The following is a 16,628-nucleotide window of genomic DNA, read 5'->3' on the forward strand; positions in this document are numbered from 1 at the left end:
CTCAAGCACTTGTAGTCCGCTGTTGAAGCGAGTATGGTTCAAACATAAGTTTGCATTGCAAACATATGTTTGCTCTATATGGACGTATCATGACAACAGAACGCGAACAACAAATTTTATCTTTATTAAAACGTGACCCACTCATTGCTCAACAAGCAATTGCTGAACAGCTTGGCATTAGTCGTTCTGCCGTTGCTGGGCATATTATGAATTTAACCAATAAGGGGGTGATCCGAGGTAAGGGTTACATTCTTGGTGAAAATAAGTATGCGGTGGTGATTGGTGGCGCCAATATGGATATCCTTGGGCGACCAATGGCGCATCTAAAAATTGGCGATTCAAATTTAGGGAGTGTGACCTGTTCACCTGGCGGTGTTGCTCGAAACATTGCCGAAAATCTTGCGCGTATTGGTACACCGACTCGCTTAATTTCGGCAGTAGGTAAGGATACATATGGCCAAATGGTGATCCAGCAATCGCAGTTGGCAGGTATTGATACACAAGCTTGTATTGAAGTCACGGATGCGGCCACTTCGACATACCTCTCTGTTCTCGATAGTACTAGCGATATGCATGTTGCGATCAATGATATGGCAATCTTAGAACGGTTGAACCCCGCGATGCTTAAGCCCCATGCCGATATGCTGCGACGCGCGGCGCTGATTGTGCTTGATACCAATCTATCTGAAGAATCGCTTGCTTATATCCTGAGTAACTTCGCTGACCAACCTATATTTGTGGATACGGTTTCGTGTGCCAAAGCAAGTAAGTTGAAGCCCTATTTAAGTGCAATTCATACGCTAAAACCCAACCTGCAAGAAGCGCAACAATTGTCTGGCATGACCATATCGAGTGAACAAGATTTACCCAAACTAGCCGAATGGTTCCATGAGCAGGGAGTGCAAAGAGTATTTTTAAGCTTGGGTCAGCAAGGTGTGTTTTATAGCGATATTGCACAAAATGCTCAGCAACTTATTCCTGCAATTCCGGTTGCTATGACCAACGCTAATGGCGCTGGCGACGCCTTTTTAGCCGGACTTGCCCATAGTTATATTCAACAACTTTCTATCGAAGACTCAACCCGCTATGCCATGGCGGCTGCGGTGGTGGCTTTGTCGCATTTAGACACCATCAACCCCAATATGTCTGATGTCTCGATCAATCGAATTCTTAAGGAGTTAAAATGTTAGACCAGTATTTGGATGTCAATCCTGAAGTCGCTCAAGCGATTGCTGAAGGCAAGCCTGTTGTCGCACTTGAATCAACAATTATTTCACACGGTATGCCGTATCCGCAGAATGTTGAAACTGCCTTAAAGGTCGAGCAAATCATTCGCGACAATGGCGCCATTCCTGCGACGATTGCGATATTGAAAGGTCGGTTGAAAGTAGGGATGACCCATGAAGAAATTGAGTATCTAGGAAAAACCGGTTTGGATGTGATTAAAACTAGCCGCCGAGACATTCCGTTTATTGTTGCAAAGCAAGCCGATGGCGCAACGACCGTGGCTTCAACGATGATTCTCGCCTCGATGGCTGGAATTAAAATTTTTGCGACAGGCGGTATCGGTGGAGTCCATCGCGGTGCTCAGCAAACATATGATGTCTCTGCTGACTTACAGGAGCTTGCGAATACGGATGTTGCAGTGGTTTGCGCTGGTGCAAAATCTATTTTAGACATCGGGTTAACCCTTGAATATTTAGAGACCCATGGCGTGCCTGTGGTGGGTTATCAAACCGAAACGCTTCCAGCATTTTATACCCGTGAAAGTGAGTTTGGTGTGGACTATCAACTTGATACTCCGGAGCAAATTGCAACGGCAATGAAAGCGAAATGGCAGATGGGACTGAAGGGCGGTATGGTGGTTGCCAATCCGATTCCAGAAGCATTTGCTATGGATAAGGCTGAGATTGATCAGGTCATAGTGGATGCTTTGACTGAAATGGATGCCAAGGGGGTTGGCGGTAAAGATTCTACACCATTTTTATTAGCAAAAGTGGCAGAGAAAACTGCTGGGAATAGTTTGAAATCTAATATTCAATTGGTTTTCAATAATGCCAAGTTAGCAGCGCAAATTGCCAAAAGTTACGTGAGTTAACGAGTGCGGTAGATTTCATCGCGACGGGGCGCGAATCGCGCGACGTTCATAACGGCTAGGTGAGTTCTCATCTAGCCGTTTTTTTATGTTGTTTTAGCCACCTCTTTACAAGTACACAATATTTTATTCGTTATTCTAGAGAGAAAACGAGACTCGATACCCTAGGATGATGCATGATTAAAAAGCTGCTATTTCATCAAAAGCTGTTGTAGGTCAATTGCTTTGTTACTTGATGACCGTTTTATTTCAACAAACTGTGCTCTCGCCCCAAGACAGACTATCAAGCAAGGTCTAAACTAACTGAAACAGTTTCAAGGAGTAAGCTGCGTTGAAGGATTCTTTCCACTGGGATAAACATTTTGTCACTGGCTTAGATGACGTTGATGAACAACACCATAATCTGGTGGATATGGTCAATAGGTTGGGGCATCTGTTATCTGACAATGAGCTGGTGTTTCAAGATGTCGTGTCGCTCTTAAATCAGCTGCAAGATTATGCGTCGTTGCATTTTTGGGAAGAAGAGTTACTCATGCATGAGAAGCAAGTCGATTTACGGCATGTTGAATTGCAAAAAATCCAGCATCGAGAGTTTATCAAAGAGATCAAAAGCCTCCACCGTGGATTAAGCCCAAACGATCAACGTTCAGCCCAGTATTTACTCGACTTTCTGACCCATTGGCTCGCCTATCATATATTGGGTGCGGATCAGAATATGGCGCGGCAAATTGAAGCGATTGAAAATGGCGCCTCGCCTGCTGAAGCTTATGAGGCTGAAGAGCATGAATCCGATAGTGCAACTGAACCCTTGTTAAAAGCGTTGCATGGTTTATTTGAACAGGTTTCTGTGCGGAATAAAGAGCTCGTGGAATTGAATGCGTCGCTTGAACGCAAGGTTGCTGAGCGAACTCGCGAACTTGTGAATGCGAACCAAGACCTAGAGAAAATGGCGTTAACGGATGTGTTAACGGGCCTACCTAATCGACGTTATGCAATGGCTGTGTTGGAAGATTTATGGTGTAAGGCCTTGCCTTCGGGGATGCCTCTGTCGCTAATGATGATTGATGCGGATCATTTTAAAGAAGTGAACGATACCTATGGTCATGATGCAGGGGATTTGGTTTTGCGAGAACTTGCGAGAACCATGAATGCTTGTGGTCGCAATCATGATGTGATTTGCCGCCTTGGAGGCGATGAATTTCTGTTGATTTGTCCCAATACTGATCATGAAGAAAGCCAAGCCATTGCAGAGAATATTTTACATCAAGTCAATCATCTCAAGGTGATAACTGGAGAAGGATTCTGGCAAGGAAGTGTCAGTATTGGTGTTGCTTCAAAAACGCCAGAAACCAAAGATTTTGAGCGTTTAATTAAGCTGGCTGATTTAGGTGTGTATTGTGCCAAGCAAGCTGGAAAAAACTGTGTCCGGCGGGCAGAGTAGCGCCATATAATGGGGGGCAATGTCTTTGACTTCGGTCACCAGCATTGATGCACGCCACTAGCGACATGCAATCGTCACTTATCACTTACCACTAATCACTTATGCATTTCACTGGCCCTTTTTGACTCATTGCTCTTAAGTGGGCTTTATCTTTGACTGTTTGGTTTTCTTCCTTTCATCCTCCCTATCGCTTCATCCTCAGAGTGACGAACTTTTTCCTTGTTGATTAAAGCTTCCTTGGTTTGCGCTTATTGCTTTGAACTTGTTATTTTGGATAGGTCATGTTTTTATCACACGTCTCTGTTGCTAAAGGAAGCAGTCAAGGTGAATTCAATCGTATTTGATAAGCAAACGATAACACCCACCAAAGTCGTTTGCGTTGGTCGAAATTATGTTGACCATATTCATGAACTCAATAATGAAATCCCAGATGAAATGGTGATTTTTGTTAAACCAAATTCAGCGATATCCAAAGACCTGCTCGTTGGTATTGATGAGCCTATTCATTATGAGGCAGAGCTCTGCTTTCTGTGCCAGGACCAGTCTTTTGTCGGGGTTGGTTTAGGGCTTGATTTGACCAAGCGTCAACTGCAATCAAAGCTAAAAGCTAAGGGACTGCCTTGGGAGCGGGCAAAGTCATTTGATGGTGCAGCAGTTTTAACTTCATTTGTTGCGATACCCACTACGGTTGAAGCGCTGCGGTTTACGTTAAAGATTGATGATGAATTGGTGCAGATGGGAGATGTTGCCTTGATGATGAATACGCCAGAAGCAATTCGTCAGGAAATTCGATCATTTATGTCGTTAGCTGATGGTGATGTTGTGATGACGGGGACGCCAAAAGGGGTCGGTGTGGTTCATGGGGGCGCATGTTTTGAACTCAGCCTATTTGACGGTGAGACTTGTATAGTGAACCAGCAATTTAAAGCAATGCAACCGACACAATAATTTTCTACAGGCCGGTTTCTAGTTCGTGTTTCATGGCGATACTTTCATCGCGGTAACGTGGAAGCGAAAACAGTCGCCAAGTCGACTCACCTTGTGTATGCAAGTGAATTTGAACAGCATACTCTATTTGAGTCGGTGTCAATATTCTAGAGCTCGCGGCAGCATATTGTTCGGTGAACTAACAAGCTTGTTGAAGCTCAGCAGGGAGTAGTTCTGCAACGATCCGTTTTAATAAAAATGTTTCTCGCTCAATCGACATGCCTTTTTTATCGCTGGTCGCCATCGTGTGCTCATTATGCGCAATGGCTTGATGGATGTTGATCCAAACGGGTCTCATGCCATTTTGAATTTCGTGGCTTTCTAGAGCGGTGTCGCCAAGCTGTTGGTCAATGTCACAAGTAAAGCAGAACGACTCCATATGGACAATATCGTGCTCAGGTTTGTGCCAAGGTCTAAACTCTTCGTAAAGACCAAACTCTTGAATATTCTGTATATTCTGTGCGCCAGTCTCTTCTATGAGCTCTCGAACTAGGCCTTGCTCAATATCCTCTCCCTCGTCTACACCGCCACCTGGAAGGGTATAGTCATGGTAACGCTCGGTGTAAAGCATCAATATTTCGTCATGGCGCAAAATAATGGCTCGCGCGGCGCGGCGATGAAAAGTCTTGCCGCTGAGGCTTGCAAGGCTCGGATGAATTGATGACTGAAGTAGGCGCATATACAGGATTCTAAAGGGCTCAAAAAACGCGCTAGTATAGCTGCCATTGGGTAGGGACTCTAGTGATTTATCCCTGCGTGATGAACTTGTCATGTGTTTGTGAGCTATCTCGAACTTGAGCTATTGCAGTTGCCGACTTCTCACAATCAATTTGGGGTCGATATTCAGCCGTCTCCTCACTAGCGACTTTGGTTTTGACAGATATTTTATGTGTAAATATTGAGCGAGTTCACGTTTTAAAATTTAGTCATTCGACTACGTACAATACCGACGCACTTTTGAATTTTTGTACTAAAATTTTTTAAAAAAGCCGTTTTCAATTAATAAATTAAGAAGATGCGCCGATAAAAAAGTATCTGTAGTAAGGGATTGTATTATGAGCCAAAAAGAGCGAGTGTTTTCAGAGGGTGCAACGCTGGTTTCCACAACCGATTTAAAAGGCGTGATTCAATATTGTAATAAAGACTTTATTGAGATTAGTGGCTACTCGGAGGGGGAGTTACTCAATCAAAATCATAGTATCGTTCGTCACCCTGATATGCCACCCGCCGCTTTTGCTGACTTATGGAGCACAATTAAAGCAGATAAACCTTGGCAAGGACTCGTAAAGAACCGTTGTAAAAATGGAGATTATTATTGGGTTGAAGCCTATGTCACTCCGGTTTTTCATGGCGGTAAAAAGGTTGGGTACCAGTCGGTGCGTAGTTGTCCAACTCGGCAGCAAGTCGCTGAAGCAGAAGCACTCTATAAAAAAATGAAAACCGATCGGCAAATGACCCTCCCGCATCCGAGTTTTTGGCAGACGTTGTCTTTGAAGTATCAAGTCAACATCATACTGGCGCTTGTCTTAGCGATTGCGGTTTTGAGTCAGTTTACTGAATCCAGTATGGGCCTAATCGTCGCGAATACCGTCATCCTTACGCTGCTTGCGCTGATTTTTTGGGTAGTCAACTTCCGAATCGTTAAACCGTTAGAAAACCTAACCGCGCTTGTTCGGCAAGTCGCAAGTGGTGATTTAACTGAGAGTATTCGCAACCCACGAAAAGATGAAGTGGGCGAGTCGTTTATGGCGGTTAAAATTCTGCAAAGCCGGCTAAAGACAGTGATTGGCCGTTTTAACGAGTCCGCCCAGAGTTTAGTTGTTGCCACTGATGTGCTGTCTGAAGCCAACTTTCAAACCCAAACAGGTATGCAAAAACAGCACGCGGAAACCGAATTGGTTGCCACCGCGATGACGGAAATGGGGGCAACCGTTGCTGAAGTGGCATCAAATACAGCTTCAACCTCAGAGCAAACTGCAGATGCAGAGCGCATGGCACAAGAGGGGCAGACCGTGGTGTCACAAACGTGCGAAGCGATTAAATCACTGGCAGAAGATGTGTCATCGACGGCAAAAACCGTGAATGATTTAGCGGTGGATAGCGATAAGATCAGAAATATTACCGATACCATTAGTGCCATTGCTGAGCAGACCAACTTACTGGCTCTAAATGCTGCTATTGAAGCGGCTCGTGCTGGTGAGCAAGGGCGAGGGTTTGCAGTGGTTGCAGATGAGGTGCGTACACTTGCATCGCGGACTCAAGGGGCAACTGTCGAGATCCGCGAGATGATTGAAAACCTTCATGGTGGAATTACGGGCGCGGTAGCCTCAATGGAAAAAGGCCTTGAAAATGCCAATGACTCTGTTGAGCGAATTCAAGACACCGAAAGCACTTTCAATCAAATTGCCTCTTCAGTGGTGTCGATTAATGATATGAATGCGCAAATTGCCACGGCAGCAGAAGAGCAGTCGAGCGTGGCTGAAGAGATGAATGCCAATATTCTTGAGATTAGCAATTTATCTAACCGTACCACAGGGAATGCGGAGCAGCTCAAAACGAAAATCTCATCCCTAGTAGACATGGCGCAATCGCTACAGATCCAGTTGCGGCAATATGATCTTGGGCAATCGGCATTAGAGTTTGACTTTGAAGGTGCTAAATCTGCGCATCTGGCATGGAAAACTAAAGTTCGCGCGTTTTTACAGGGAGACACCCAAGCGATTACCAAGGCACAAGCTTGCTCTCATCGAGAGTGTAAGTTGGGGCTTTGGTACTATTCTGAAGGGCAGAAAAAGTACGGTAAATCGACTTACTTTCAGCAGATAGAAGGCCCCCATGCCAGACTGCACCAAATTGTGAAAGAGGTGCTGGTGGCGCAAGAGGAAGGGGAAAACAAAAAGGCGCAAGCTCTCTATGACGAACTTGAGCCATTGTCTGATGAAATTGTCGAATTACTCGATAAAACGGAAAAATCGAGTTAATGCGCAATTAATTTTGAGCCGCATGTTGAATTGAGTTTTTCATTTTGGCATGACGGCTTAAGCATAGTGTCATCTGTGTTTCATTTAAATTTGTTTATATATCATGGTATTTCACTTGCCTTCGTATGATTGCAAGCGTAGCCTGAAACGATTACTGGCGAAGTATTTGATAAGGATATCAACATGAAGCGTCACTCCGGAAGTTTTACACATATCCACGGGAAAACGCAGCAGTATCAGGTGTGGTTACCTCAGCAGCCTGTTCAAGGCGTGATCCTCATTGTTCACGGTTTAGCGGAACATTCGGGCCGTTATATGAATCTGGTCAATCGTTTTGTGCCGCAAGGGTATGCCGTCTATGGCTTTGACCATTTGGGTCATGGTTTATCAGATGGTCCACGTGTCTATATTGATGACTTCTCTCAGTTTGTGGCCGGGTTAGATCAAATGGTTGATAGGGTTTCAGAGCAACACCCACAGCAGCCAATTATTTTATTTGGCCATAGTATGGGAGGCTTGATTACCAGCTACTATCTGAGCATTTATCAGCATAAAGTCAGTGCTGCGATTTTGTCTGCGCCTGCGATTGAAGCTCCTTTTAAAGTCACGCCTCTTATGAAAGGCGCCGCTCGAATTGCTGCGAAGTTGTTCCCAAGAGCTAAGATCGGCAAACTTGAGTTGACGAGTATTAGCCGCACGCCAGAAGTGATTGATAAGTATCTACTGGATCCTTTGGTCACAAGTGATGGAATAACAATTAAACTTGGTTATGAAATTATCAGGGCCATGGATTTTGTGCGGAATAGAGCTTCGAAAATCGCACTGCCTTTGCTCGTACTTCAGGGCACCCACGACAAACTGGTTAACCCACAAGGCGCAGATACGTTGATCCGTTGCGTAACATCCCCTGTGAAAGTGCTCAAATCCTACAAAGGCTTGTACCATGAATTAATTCACGAGCCGGAAAGAGAGATTGTATTTAACGATATGGAAGTTTGGTTAGATCAGCTTTTTGGCCATCAATCACAAGCCTTATCATCACCGTTCGATAATGTACGCCGCATCGGTTAATGCTTTGTCTTCACCCTTTCGTCATTTCACCTGCGAGTCTCTTGGTCAAGAGACTTGCAGATTTGCTTATCTTTTCGCATGGCAGACGAAACCGCTTCTGGGGGATTGCTTGGGTCGCCTGTACAGGATTTTGGCTGCTTGATTTGCATGCTCCTTTTTGCGCCGGCAAGACCTGGCTTTGTGCTACTCCCCTTCATTAACATTAATGTCAGATAAAGCTTGGAGGGGAGTAGGAGTACTAACCCGGCGCCCACAACTGCTGCAATGATTTGTACCCCTCGAATATTCATTGTGACATGGAGTTGTTTAATGATGATGAGGTAGAGTGCAGTCCCGATCAAAGCAAGACCCAGAAACATGAGTAAGTTCATGAGTCGAATCAATGTAGATTCTTTCATCGGCGTCACCTGTAAAGAGGGATGTTTATAAATTAACAACATCTAATGTTTGTTTTTTGATCTAGATTAAGATTCCCGCCGAGTTTAGGAATACCTTGCTCAAAACAGTGGTTATAAGCTTCATTTCGAATGAAACGAAAATTTAAAGACGTTTTTGCAAACTACAAGGCTGGATGCAAAGTTAGTGTAAGAGTCGCGTATCATCAAAGATACATGTCGTCAGGGGAGTGATATTTGGTGAGTGCAAGAGATAGAGCAACCCCCGAGAAAGACGCAAAACCCTATTCAAGCTAGCACCATGTGCAGGTTTTTATGCACAAAGTAAACATAGAGTGACGAGCCGTGGACTTTAAAGTTCGAATTCCAATTGGATATCCGTACAGCCTTTTTTGCAGAATACACCATAGGTTTTGTCAGCGGTTGAGGGGCTAGGAACTTGAAGGCTAAGATTTTTCTGGCAAACATCACAGGTGACCGTTTTGCCACTGAAGAGCCTTTTAATCAGATTTTTTTGTGACTGAAATGACTGGTTTGCACTTTTATTAAGTTTTGAAAAATCGGGTTTGGTTTGGTTTTGGCTCATGTCGGGTTTCGTTTGTTTGATATGCGGGCAAAGTATACTCAGATTTATCTCGCAACTAAAGACCCTCTGCAATGCTAGCATGAGTTGCTTTCAGCGTTTTTGTCTTGTTATGCGAAGTGCTAAGAGTGTTGCGTTGCGGGAGATTATGAAAAGTTGAAGCGCAAGTCTTACAATAGCCTTCCCGCAGGCTGAGCTTTTAATACTTTAGCGGATTGCCTTTTGCTGGTGACAGTGACACAGTAGCCGCAAAGAAAGGTGGCTAATGATTATACCAAGGAGATTTACCCCGTGATGAAACCATCGCAACATGCTATGCCAGTTAAAACTGAACTGGTGGCTGAGCCTGAAGCTTCTGAGTTAACGAGCGCACCTGAGCATGTGCAATTAGCTGTTGATTTGATCTATTTATTGGAGTCGAATGAGGTTTCGCCGCAAACCGCGCTTTCTGCCCTCGATATCGTCAAACAAGATTTACTGACGAAGTGCTCTAAATCACATCCTTGATTATTTGCGTTAACTAATTGTTATTTTTTTGCGTTCGGTCATGTGGTCGTTATGCAAAAATCAATTACTGTGGTCTTTATCTTTGTCGACCTAGTTTAATTGGCTGTCAGGAAGGGGTGATATGGCGATACACATTGCGATTATGGATGAAAATCCAATTACAATTTTGACGCCATTGCTCGATAGTAAAATGCAAGCTGAAGGCTTACTTTTGATCCATACCCATCAACAACAAGCCAAAGTCGATGCTTTCCTGCAGTTGGTTCGAGAATATAAGAAAACCACCCAAGTTTGGATTTTACCGGATACGCTCAGTACCGATGAAATTATGCGCTCGTTACATGTGATGGCGGAGCAGTACCAAGGGACCGATTTTTTCTATAATGCCAGCAATGGCGATCGTCATGTGATGCTCGCTGCCACCAATATTAGTCGCTCCTATGGCTATGGTATTTTTGTACTTGAGCCTAAGCGGGATGAAGTCAGTTGGCTGGTACCCAGTGATATCGCGCCGATGCCGATTGAGGATTTGATCCGCTTACCAACGATGCTGCGATTATTTGATGCCAGACTGATTTCTTCTCAACGGAAACAAAGCTTGAAGCCCAGCGTGAGAAATGTGGGGGCGCTGTGGGCATCAAATGCGCAAGTCCATGCTAAACCGCTGGGGTCTCTCAATTGGCTAGCGATGAATAGCAAGCAGCTCGTAACCCCTGAGTTAAGCCAAAGTATGCTGGAAGACCGCAAGCTACAGGGCTTCATTTCCGATCTTGAAGGGCTAGGTTATTTGCAAGTTATCGACAATCGACTTCATTTTAAAGATGCGGAAGCACGCTTTTTTGCCAATGGTGGATGGCTTGAAGAATATGTGTTTTCTGTGGTGGATTTGCTGCGGCATGAGTTCAGTGAAATTCAAGATCTCGCGCAAGGGGTCACCGTCAAACGGCGCTGTGCAACTGGTGATGTCGAAAACGAAATTGATGTTGCCTTTGTTGCGAACAACAAATTGCATTTAATTGAATGCAAGGCAAAACGAATTGAAGCCGAAGATGCCAAAGCTGTGGCATACAAGCTAGATGCATTAACAGATATTCTTGGTGGTAGCCATGCTCGCGCGTTGGTCGTGAGTTTCCGTCCTTTATCTGATGCCGATGTCTTGCGCACTAAAGCCCAAGGGATTGAAGTACTCGCAGGTGAACAACTTGGTCAGCTCAAGCACCATATGCGTCAATGGCTGAGTGGCTGTTAAGCGTCATTGTGATACCCCATTAATTATATTCAATAAGCAATTGTTCATTGATCTGGCTAAACTGATTGATAAGTACAATCTCTTTCATCATGAATGGATACGCTCTCAAATAGGCGGAGGATTATGACGTCTACCGAACTAGAAATCGTTGCGCTGGTTTTCTTTGTCACGTGCTGGCTGGGCTATACCCGCTTTGCCAAAGGGAAGGCGAAAACTACAAATTGCATTGCCCGTTGCTTGCATCAACATCGAATTCACTGGATGAATGAGTTAATGACCCGTGGTGTACGGGTGGGGGATGCTGCAATGTTAGCAAACCTGGAACGTAACATTGCCTTTTTTGCCTCCTCCACACTCATCGTATTGGCGGGGGTTTTAACTCTGTTTTCTCAAGCAGAGAAGCTCGAAGAGGTGATCGCAACCATCCCTTATACGGCGCCGCCGATCCACAATGTGATTCAAATTAAGCTTGCGGTTTTGGCGAGCATTTTCGTCTTGGCATTTTTTCAGTTTACGTGGTCAATGCGCCAGTATGGGTTCTTGAATGTGATGATTGGTGCCGCGCCCGTTGATGGCAGTGGGAAAAATCAAAATTTAAAAGACTACGCCAGACAAATGGCAACCGTTCAAGATCAAGCTGCGCATTCATATAACTATGGCTTGCGATCCTATTATTTCTCGATGGCTGCGTTATGTTGGTTTTTCCACCCATTTCTGTTTATGTTTGCCAGTATTGTGGTGGTGTACACCTTGTATATGCGAGAGTTTAAATCAAAAGCTGTGATTGCGATTACGAAAGGAATTCAGCACCTGACCGCAGAAAGTGACGGTGACCTGCTGGATTAGTTGTGTATGTGCACCATAAAAAAAGCAGCCGAGGCTGCTTTTTTTATTGAACGTTTGTTTGATTATTCTGGTAACTGCGCATTGTGATACACGTTTTGTACGTCATCACAGTCTTCAAGAGCAGCTAGGAACTTTTGGAAGGTTTCAACATCTTCACCAGTCACATCAGTTAAGTTTTGTGGCACAAAGGTGATTTCTTCCATTTCAAAGCTGACGTCTGGGTTTGCTTCCGTGAGTGCGACTTTTGCCTTGTAAAACTCGGTATGTGGCGCGTAAACACTGACCATTCCATTTTCGACTTCAACATCACTGACATCCACATCTGCCATCATTAAGTCTTCAAGTACAGCTTCATCATCATCACCTTTAAAGACAAACACCGCTTGGTGATCAAACATATGCGCTGTTGTACCCGGGCTACCAAGTTTGGCGTCATTTTTAACAAATGCTTGGCGAACTTCTGTAAATGTTCGCTTTCCGTTATCGGTTAAGCAGTCGACAATGACCATACATCCACCGGGACCAAAGCCTTCATAGCGTGCTGTATCATAGTCTTCACCACCGCCACCCACGGCTTTATCAATCGCATTTTTAATCACGTGTGCCGGAACTTGATCTTTTTTCGCGCGGTCAATCATACGACGAAGAGACAGGTTGCCGTCAGGGTCCGTACCACCATTTTTGGCGCAAACATAAATCTCTTTTCCGTATCGTGAATAGAGTCGAGTCTTCTGGCCTGCTGTTTTCGCCATGGACTCTTTGCGGTTTTGGTATGCTCTTCCCATCTTGCTATGTCTCTTCAAACTAAAAAATTGCCAGAATTCTATCAGCTTTCAAGTCACAAGTGCAGGCTTTGCTTCACTTTAGTGTTTGTATTCGTAATTTTGAGAACTCTAGCGAGCCTGTGTACTTTCTCTCATTCTTGTGGGACATATATTGAGAAAGTGCTCAACGACAATGCAAGAATTAAGATCTTCTCAAGGGGTTCACATTAAAACTACAACCCCGTATCTTGTGCGCCTATATGGATGAAAAAGAGAGTGAATTAATGAAGTACCAATGGATATTGTTCGATGCAGATGAAACCTTATTCCATTTCGATGCGTTTGCAGGGCTGAGGTTGATGTTCTCTCGGTTTGAGGTGGATTTTACGCCGCTTGATTTTGAACAGTATCAACAAGTAAATAAACCGCTCTGGGTCGATTATCAAGACGGAAAGCTTTCCGCCAAAGAGCTGCAACACATCCGCTTTGAATCTTGGGCTGACAAACTCGCGGTCTCCACCCAAAAGCTCAATAGTGAGTTTTTGAAGGCGATGGCTGATATATGCGACTTACTTCCGGGAGCACAAGAGTTGATTGACGCGCTGCACGGGCGTGTGAATATGGGCATAATTACCAATGGTTTTACCGAGCTGCAAATGGTTCGTTTGCAACGAACAGGACTGGCTGAAGTATTTGATCCTTTGGTGATCTCTGAAGAAGTTGGACTGGCCAAGCCAGATGTTGGAATTTTTGAACATGCTTTGATGCGCATGAATCATCCCGACAAAGGGACGGTTTTAATGGTTGGAGATAATCCGCACTCTGATATTCTTGGTGGGATCAATGCCGGTCTGGATACCTGCTGGCTGAATTGGCGTAATCAGACAAAACCAGAAGGAATTGAACCCAATTATCATGTGGGCTCTTTAGCAGAGCTTCAAGCCATTTTACTTGCATAAATACAGGGAAGTATTTCAACGAACTCTTAAAAACCAATCAATGAATTAAAAGTGTGAAGCAAAGCATAGCTATGCACCTGTTTATTATCTTTTATTTTGCGATAATAGCGCCGCCTTCGAGGAGTCCGAACGGCGTATTGTGAATAAATGATTGCAAAACAAGGAAAGTAAAAGGAAATGCGCGTTTTACATCAGTTCATGTTTGCCATATTTATAGCGCTCTTTGGAACCGCTATTTTATTCAGCTACGATCTTTTTTTCATTCAAGACCATATTTATGCTGCCTCCAAAGATGGCATCACTGAGCCAATCAGTCGAATGAAAGATGAAGCAATTGCATTGCTTGAAGACTGGCTGGGGGAGTCGCCAGTTGATGCGAGCTTGGCTCGGCTTCCGATGTCTGTGCCCGATGTGCAGATGGTACTCAATGCTTTAGCCCATGATGGGCTGCTTCTTGAGTCCAGTGCTGGTCACCAATTTGCTGTTGCCAGTGAAATGGCCATTGATTATCGGCAAATGCTTACGCTACCGATTGCAAACCAGCCCTATGAAATGCTGTTTGCAGCCCCTTTTGCGGTGCCGAATGAGCTTGGAGAAATCTTTTGGTTTGTTGGCTTGTTTCAATTTAGTCACCAAGTCGGGCAGATCCAGCAGCTAGACAGTGTCTATGTTGGAAATCAAGTCGCTGTCGAGCAAATTCACCTCGTTGAACTCCCGAATCAAAGACCACGACTGCAAATATCCTATCAAGCTCAGTTGGAAACACCAGAAACACTGCCCAATAATCAAGTTAATCTCAAGGGCGAGCCAGCGACAAAGTTGCATTGTATGCAATTTGAATTGCTGGAGCACCGGCAAGCCTTTAGCCGCAGCTAGAGAGTGGGTCTCCGACCCATTCGAGCTGCTGCAGTTCACTCATAATTTTCGCAGATATACTGCATTTTCACATTCCGGGTCGGGCGTGTACTGAGCGTCTTCGTTTTGCTGTGGTGGTTTGCGCGCCGATTTGCGCTTTGACGAGATTTTGTGAACAATGCAATCAGAAGCGCAATGAAGGCGACACAGCATGAAACATCTATTGAACCGATTCCAGCCTATTCAGCATTCTATGATTGAGAAAGTGCAATTGTTGTTTCAGCAAGCATTTGAAAAACCGATTTCACTTTGGCACCGGCTCGTGGTTGCCGAACGTTTATACTTGGTTGCACTTTTCTTTGTGTTTGTCTCATCTGATACATATTTTATTAGTGGTTTCATTACCGTTTTCGCGCTCGTGATTGAGTTTTGGCCCGTCTTTAATCGCATGTGGCATGCCCTTGCAGGGAAAGCTGTCATCTTGCTGTTTTATGCCGTTATCGCGAACTTTGCCTTAGTTTCAGCCTCTGGCGTTGTGAATGAGGTGGTGACGGTTGATGCGAGCGCTTTAACTTACACTCATAACTTTGCTGTCCTGCTGCACTTGCCGGTCTGGCTATTTACAATCACTGCGTTGGCACTGGTATTAATGCAATTGAGTACACCGTTTTATTGGTTGTTGTTATTGCTATTAAGACCCTTTGGCATGAAGCGAGTACAGTTAATTGCTCGAAGCGAATTTCCATTTTCCATGTCAATTTTGCGTTTCAGCATGACATTTGTTTTGCTCACTCACTTATTTCTGGTGCTATCAACCGGATCAAGTGAGAGTCTAGATGTGGATAAATTGGTCGAACAAGCGGTAGAAAAGACCGCGGAACGCATAGCCGAGGGCGAACCAAGTCATGAGGCGGCAATCGCTTTGCAAGAGGAGCTCGATAAGATCAATCAAACAGAGCCCACGCCCGGCAAGACTGAAACTGCAGTGGCAGATGTGGCTGATACGGAACCTGAAGGCGCAGAAGAAGAGCCATCTTTGCTTGAGCAATATATTGGCTTAAGCAAGCGGATGATTGCTGAGTTTGCATTCCATCTTGAGGCAAACAGTTATAGCCGCTGCGAAATTGCAAGCGGCGCCAGTATTGTTGAACTTAATGACTATGAGATTTTACAAATTACCCCTGACGAGACCCAAACTTACGGTCATCGTTTTGAGGTAAAAAACTGCATATCGCCCGCATTCCCAATTGGACAGTAGCGTTTAAGCGTGAGCTGGTTATGGAGTGAAAGCGCGACATGAGAAAGAGACTGACTGATTCAAGTGAGAAGTGACATCCAACGCATGCAGAGTCATGGCGTTATTTCATGGTGACCTTACCGCCAATCATTTTGAAGGCTGGGGTACCGCGGATCAGTGTTTCTCGTGCAAATTCTCGTTGGCAATTGGGGCAGTGACAACTTGAAGTTGTAAAGTCTTCAACAATCCTCTCTTTAAAACACTTTACCAATGCGCCTTTGCCGCCTTTCCTGTATTTGAATAACTGCTGCTTACATTGAGCGCAAAAGATATCAACCGTTCGTGTTGGGCCTTTTTTATTGGGTTTTGCCATTGCCAAAGTGATTTAATTGCTCATGGGAACTGTATGTTAACCAATTGAGCGGCGTATTTCTCCCGCTAAATTTTTTAGTATTGGGGGAGTGGAGTTGCTTTTGTTTTCACGCAAAACGCATTTTAATTTGTTTTTCTATGGGGAAATGATTGCAATTGCAGCAAGGTTTCTTGTGTGATTTATGGGGTTTGATCTGAGACCCATCACAACATCAACATTAATCTTGGTTTTATAGTCTCTAATTTTTCCGGTAAGTCTAAGCTGAGTAAATGAACCCTGCGCGGG

The 16,628-nt window shown here is 44.5% G+C and carries 16 protein-coding genes; 12 read left to right on the forward strand and 4 right to left on the reverse strand.

The window, feature by feature from the left end:
* The first annotated feature begins 89 nt into the window (after positions 1-89).
* From IEY18_RS04635 to IEY18_RS04650, 4 genes are all read left to right on the forward strand, one after another.
* Positions 90-1,190 carry a PfkB family carbohydrate kinase gene (locus IEY18_RS04635; protein WP_188918312.1) on the forward strand — a complete coding sequence of 367 codons (1,101 nt, stop codon included), beginning with the start codon at positions 90-92 and terminating at the stop codon, positions 1,188-1,190.
* The gene (locus IEY18_RS04640; RefSeq protein ID WP_188918314.1) at positions 1,184-2,098 is read left to right on the forward strand and encodes a pseudouridine-5'-phosphate glycosidase; all 915 of its coding nucleotides are present in this window, start codon (positions 1,184-1,186) and stop codon (positions 2,096-2,098) included. Before IEY18_RS04635 ends, IEY18_RS04640 begins: the two co-directional genes overlap by 7 nt.
* A 328-nt stretch (positions 2,099-2,426) precedes the next feature.
* Positions 2,427-3,536: a sensor domain-containing diguanylate cyclase gene (locus IEY18_RS04645; RefSeq protein WP_229779735.1), complete on the forward strand. Its 1,110-nt coding sequence runs from the start codon at positions 2,427-2,429 to the stop codon at positions 3,534-3,536.
* A gap of 324 nt (positions 3,537-3,860) precedes the next feature.
* Positions 3,861-4,484, forward strand: a complete 624-nt coding sequence (locus IEY18_RS04650; protein WP_188918316.1) for a fumarylacetoacetate hydrolase family protein — start codon at positions 3,861-3,863, stop codon at positions 4,482-4,484.
* A 178-nt stretch (positions 4,485-4,662) separates the two neighbouring features.
* Here IEY18_RS04650 and IEY18_RS04655 read toward each other — a convergent pair whose 3' ends face one another.
* Positions 4,663-5,202: an NUDIX hydrolase gene (locus tag IEY18_RS04655; RefSeq protein ID WP_188918318.1), complete on the reverse strand. Its 540-nt coding sequence runs from the start codon at positions 5,200-5,202 to the stop codon at positions 4,663-4,665.
* Between the two features lie 376 nt (positions 5,203-5,578).
* On the opposite strand from IEY18_RS04655, the gene IEY18_RS04660 reads away from it, so the two are divergent.
* Positions 5,579-7,504: a methyl-accepting chemotaxis protein gene (locus IEY18_RS04660; protein ID WP_188918320.1), complete on the forward strand. Its 1,926-nt coding sequence runs from the start codon at positions 5,579-5,581 to the stop codon at positions 7,502-7,504.
* A gap of 183 nt (positions 7,505-7,687) precedes the next feature.
* Positions 7,688-8,575: an alpha/beta hydrolase gene (locus IEY18_RS04665; RefSeq protein ID WP_188918322.1), complete on the forward strand. Its 888-nt coding sequence runs from the start codon at positions 7,688-7,690 to the stop codon at positions 8,573-8,575.
* Between the two features lie 26 nt (positions 8,576-8,601).
* Here the strand turns inward: IEY18_RS04665 and IEY18_RS04670 are convergent, their stop codons facing one another.
* The gene (locus tag IEY18_RS04670; RefSeq protein WP_188918324.1) at positions 8,602-8,973 is read right to left on the reverse strand and encodes a hypothetical protein; all 372 of its coding nucleotides are present in this window, start codon (positions 8,971-8,973) and stop codon (positions 8,602-8,604) included.
* An 874-nt stretch (positions 8,974-9,847) separates the two neighbouring features.
* Between IEY18_RS04670 and rsmS the strand changes: the two genes are divergently transcribed.
* The 3 genes from rsmS to IEY18_RS04685 all read left to right on the forward strand — a co-directional run bounded on the left by rsmS (position 9,848) and on the right by IEY18_RS04685 (position 12,155).
* A complete protein-coding gene (rsmS, locus tag IEY18_RS04675) occupies positions 9,848-10,060 on the forward strand; it encodes a pleiotropic regulatory protein RsmS (RefSeq protein ID WP_308424050.1) in 213 nt (70 codons plus the stop codon).
* A gap of 121 nt (positions 10,061-10,181) precedes the next feature.
* Complete coding sequence (locus tag IEY18_RS04680; RefSeq protein ID WP_188918326.1) at positions 10,182-11,309, forward strand: Card1-like endonuclease domain-containing protein; 1,128 nt, start codon at positions 10,182-10,184, stop codon at positions 11,307-11,309.
* Positions 11,310-11,432: 123 nt separating this feature from the next.
* Positions 11,433-12,155, forward strand: a complete 723-nt coding sequence (locus tag IEY18_RS04685) for a DUF599 domain-containing protein (protein ID WP_188918328.1) — start codon at positions 11,433-11,435, stop codon at positions 12,153-12,155.
* Positions 12,156-12,217: 62 nt separating this feature from the next.
* Here the strand turns inward: IEY18_RS04685 and IEY18_RS04690 are convergent, their stop codons facing one another.
* A complete protein-coding gene (locus IEY18_RS04690) occupies positions 12,218-12,940 on the reverse strand; it encodes a YebC/PmpR family DNA-binding transcriptional regulator (protein ID WP_188918330.1) in 723 nt (240 codons plus the stop codon).
* A 263-nt stretch (positions 12,941-13,203) separates the two neighbouring features.
* On the opposite strand from IEY18_RS04690, the gene yjjG reads away from it, so the two are divergent.
* From yjjG to IEY18_RS04705, 3 genes are all read left to right on the forward strand, one after another.
* Positions 13,204-13,878: a pyrimidine 5'-nucleotidase gene (yjjG, locus tag IEY18_RS04695; RefSeq protein WP_188918332.1), complete on the forward strand. Its 675-nt coding sequence runs from the start codon at positions 13,204-13,206 to the stop codon at positions 13,876-13,878.
* A 177-nt stretch (positions 13,879-14,055) separates the two neighbouring features.
* Positions 14,056-14,754, forward strand: a complete 699-nt coding sequence (locus IEY18_RS04700; RefSeq protein ID WP_188918334.1) for a hypothetical protein — start codon at positions 14,056-14,058, stop codon at positions 14,752-14,754.
* 190 nt (positions 14,755-14,944) lie between these two features.
* The gene (locus IEY18_RS04705; RefSeq protein WP_188918336.1) at positions 14,945-15,991 is read left to right on the forward strand and encodes a hypothetical protein; all 1,047 of its coding nucleotides are present in this window, start codon (positions 14,945-14,947) and stop codon (positions 15,989-15,991) included.
* A 100-nt stretch (positions 15,992-16,091) separates the two neighbouring features.
* On the opposite strand, the gene IEY18_RS04710 is transcribed toward IEY18_RS04705, so the two are convergent.
* Positions 16,092-16,343: a hypothetical protein gene (locus tag IEY18_RS04710; RefSeq protein WP_188918338.1), complete on the reverse strand. Its 252-nt coding sequence runs from the start codon at positions 16,341-16,343 to the stop codon at positions 16,092-16,094.
* Between the last annotated feature and the right edge of the window lie 285 nt (positions 16,344-16,628).

Source organism: Shewanella gelidii (assembly GCF_014647855.1).
In the GTDB taxonomy this organism is placed as follows: domain Bacteria; phylum Pseudomonadota; class Gammaproteobacteria; order Enterobacterales; family Shewanellaceae; genus Shewanella; species Shewanella gelidii.

Coding starts and splice junctions, on each gene's coding strand:
- IEY18_RS04635 (WP_188918312.1), top strand. CDS start 90: ATGACAACAGAACGCGAACAACAAATTTTATCTTTATTAAAACGTGAC.
- IEY18_RS04640 (WP_188918314.1), top strand. CDS start 1,184: ATGTTAGACCAGTATTTGGATGTCAATCCTGAAGTCGCTCAAGCGATT.
- IEY18_RS04655 (WP_188918318.1), bottom strand. CDS start 5,202: ATGCGCCTACTTCAGTCATCAATTCATCCGAGCCTTGCAAGCCTCAGC.
- IEY18_RS04660 (WP_188918320.1), top strand. CDS start 5,579: ATGAGCCAAAAAGAGCGAGTGTTTTCAGAGGGTGCAACGCTGGTTTCC.
- IEY18_RS04665 (WP_188918322.1), top strand. CDS start 7,688: ATGAAGCGTCACTCCGGAAGTTTTACACATATCCACGGGAAAACGCAG.
- IEY18_RS04670 (WP_188918324.1), bottom strand. CDS start 8,973: ATGAAAGAATCTACATTGATTCGACTCATGAACTTACTCATGTTTCTG.
- rsmS (WP_308424050.1), top strand. CDS start 9,848: ATGAAACCATCGCAACATGCTATGCCAGTTAAAACTGAACTGGTGGCT.
- IEY18_RS04680 (WP_188918326.1), top strand. CDS start 10,182: ATGGCGATACACATTGCGATTATGGATGAAAATCCAATTACAATTTTG.
- IEY18_RS04685 (WP_188918328.1), top strand. CDS start 11,433: ATGACGTCTACCGAACTAGAAATCGTTGCGCTGGTTTTCTTTGTCACG.
- IEY18_RS04690 (WP_188918330.1), bottom strand. CDS start 12,940: ATGGGAAGAGCATACCAAAACCGCAAAGAGTCCATGGCGAAAACAGCA.
- yjjG (WP_188918332.1), top strand. CDS start 13,204: ATGAAGTACCAATGGATATTGTTCGATGCAGATGAAACCTTATTCCAT.
- IEY18_RS04700 (WP_188918334.1), top strand. CDS start 14,056: ATGCGCGTTTTACATCAGTTCATGTTTGCCATATTTATAGCGCTCTTT.
- IEY18_RS04705 (WP_188918336.1), top strand. CDS start 14,945: ATGAAACATCTATTGAACCGATTCCAGCCTATTCAGCATTCTATGATT.
- IEY18_RS04710 (WP_188918338.1), bottom strand. CDS start 16,343: ATGGCAAAACCCAATAAAAAAGGCCCAACACGAACGGTTGATATCTTT.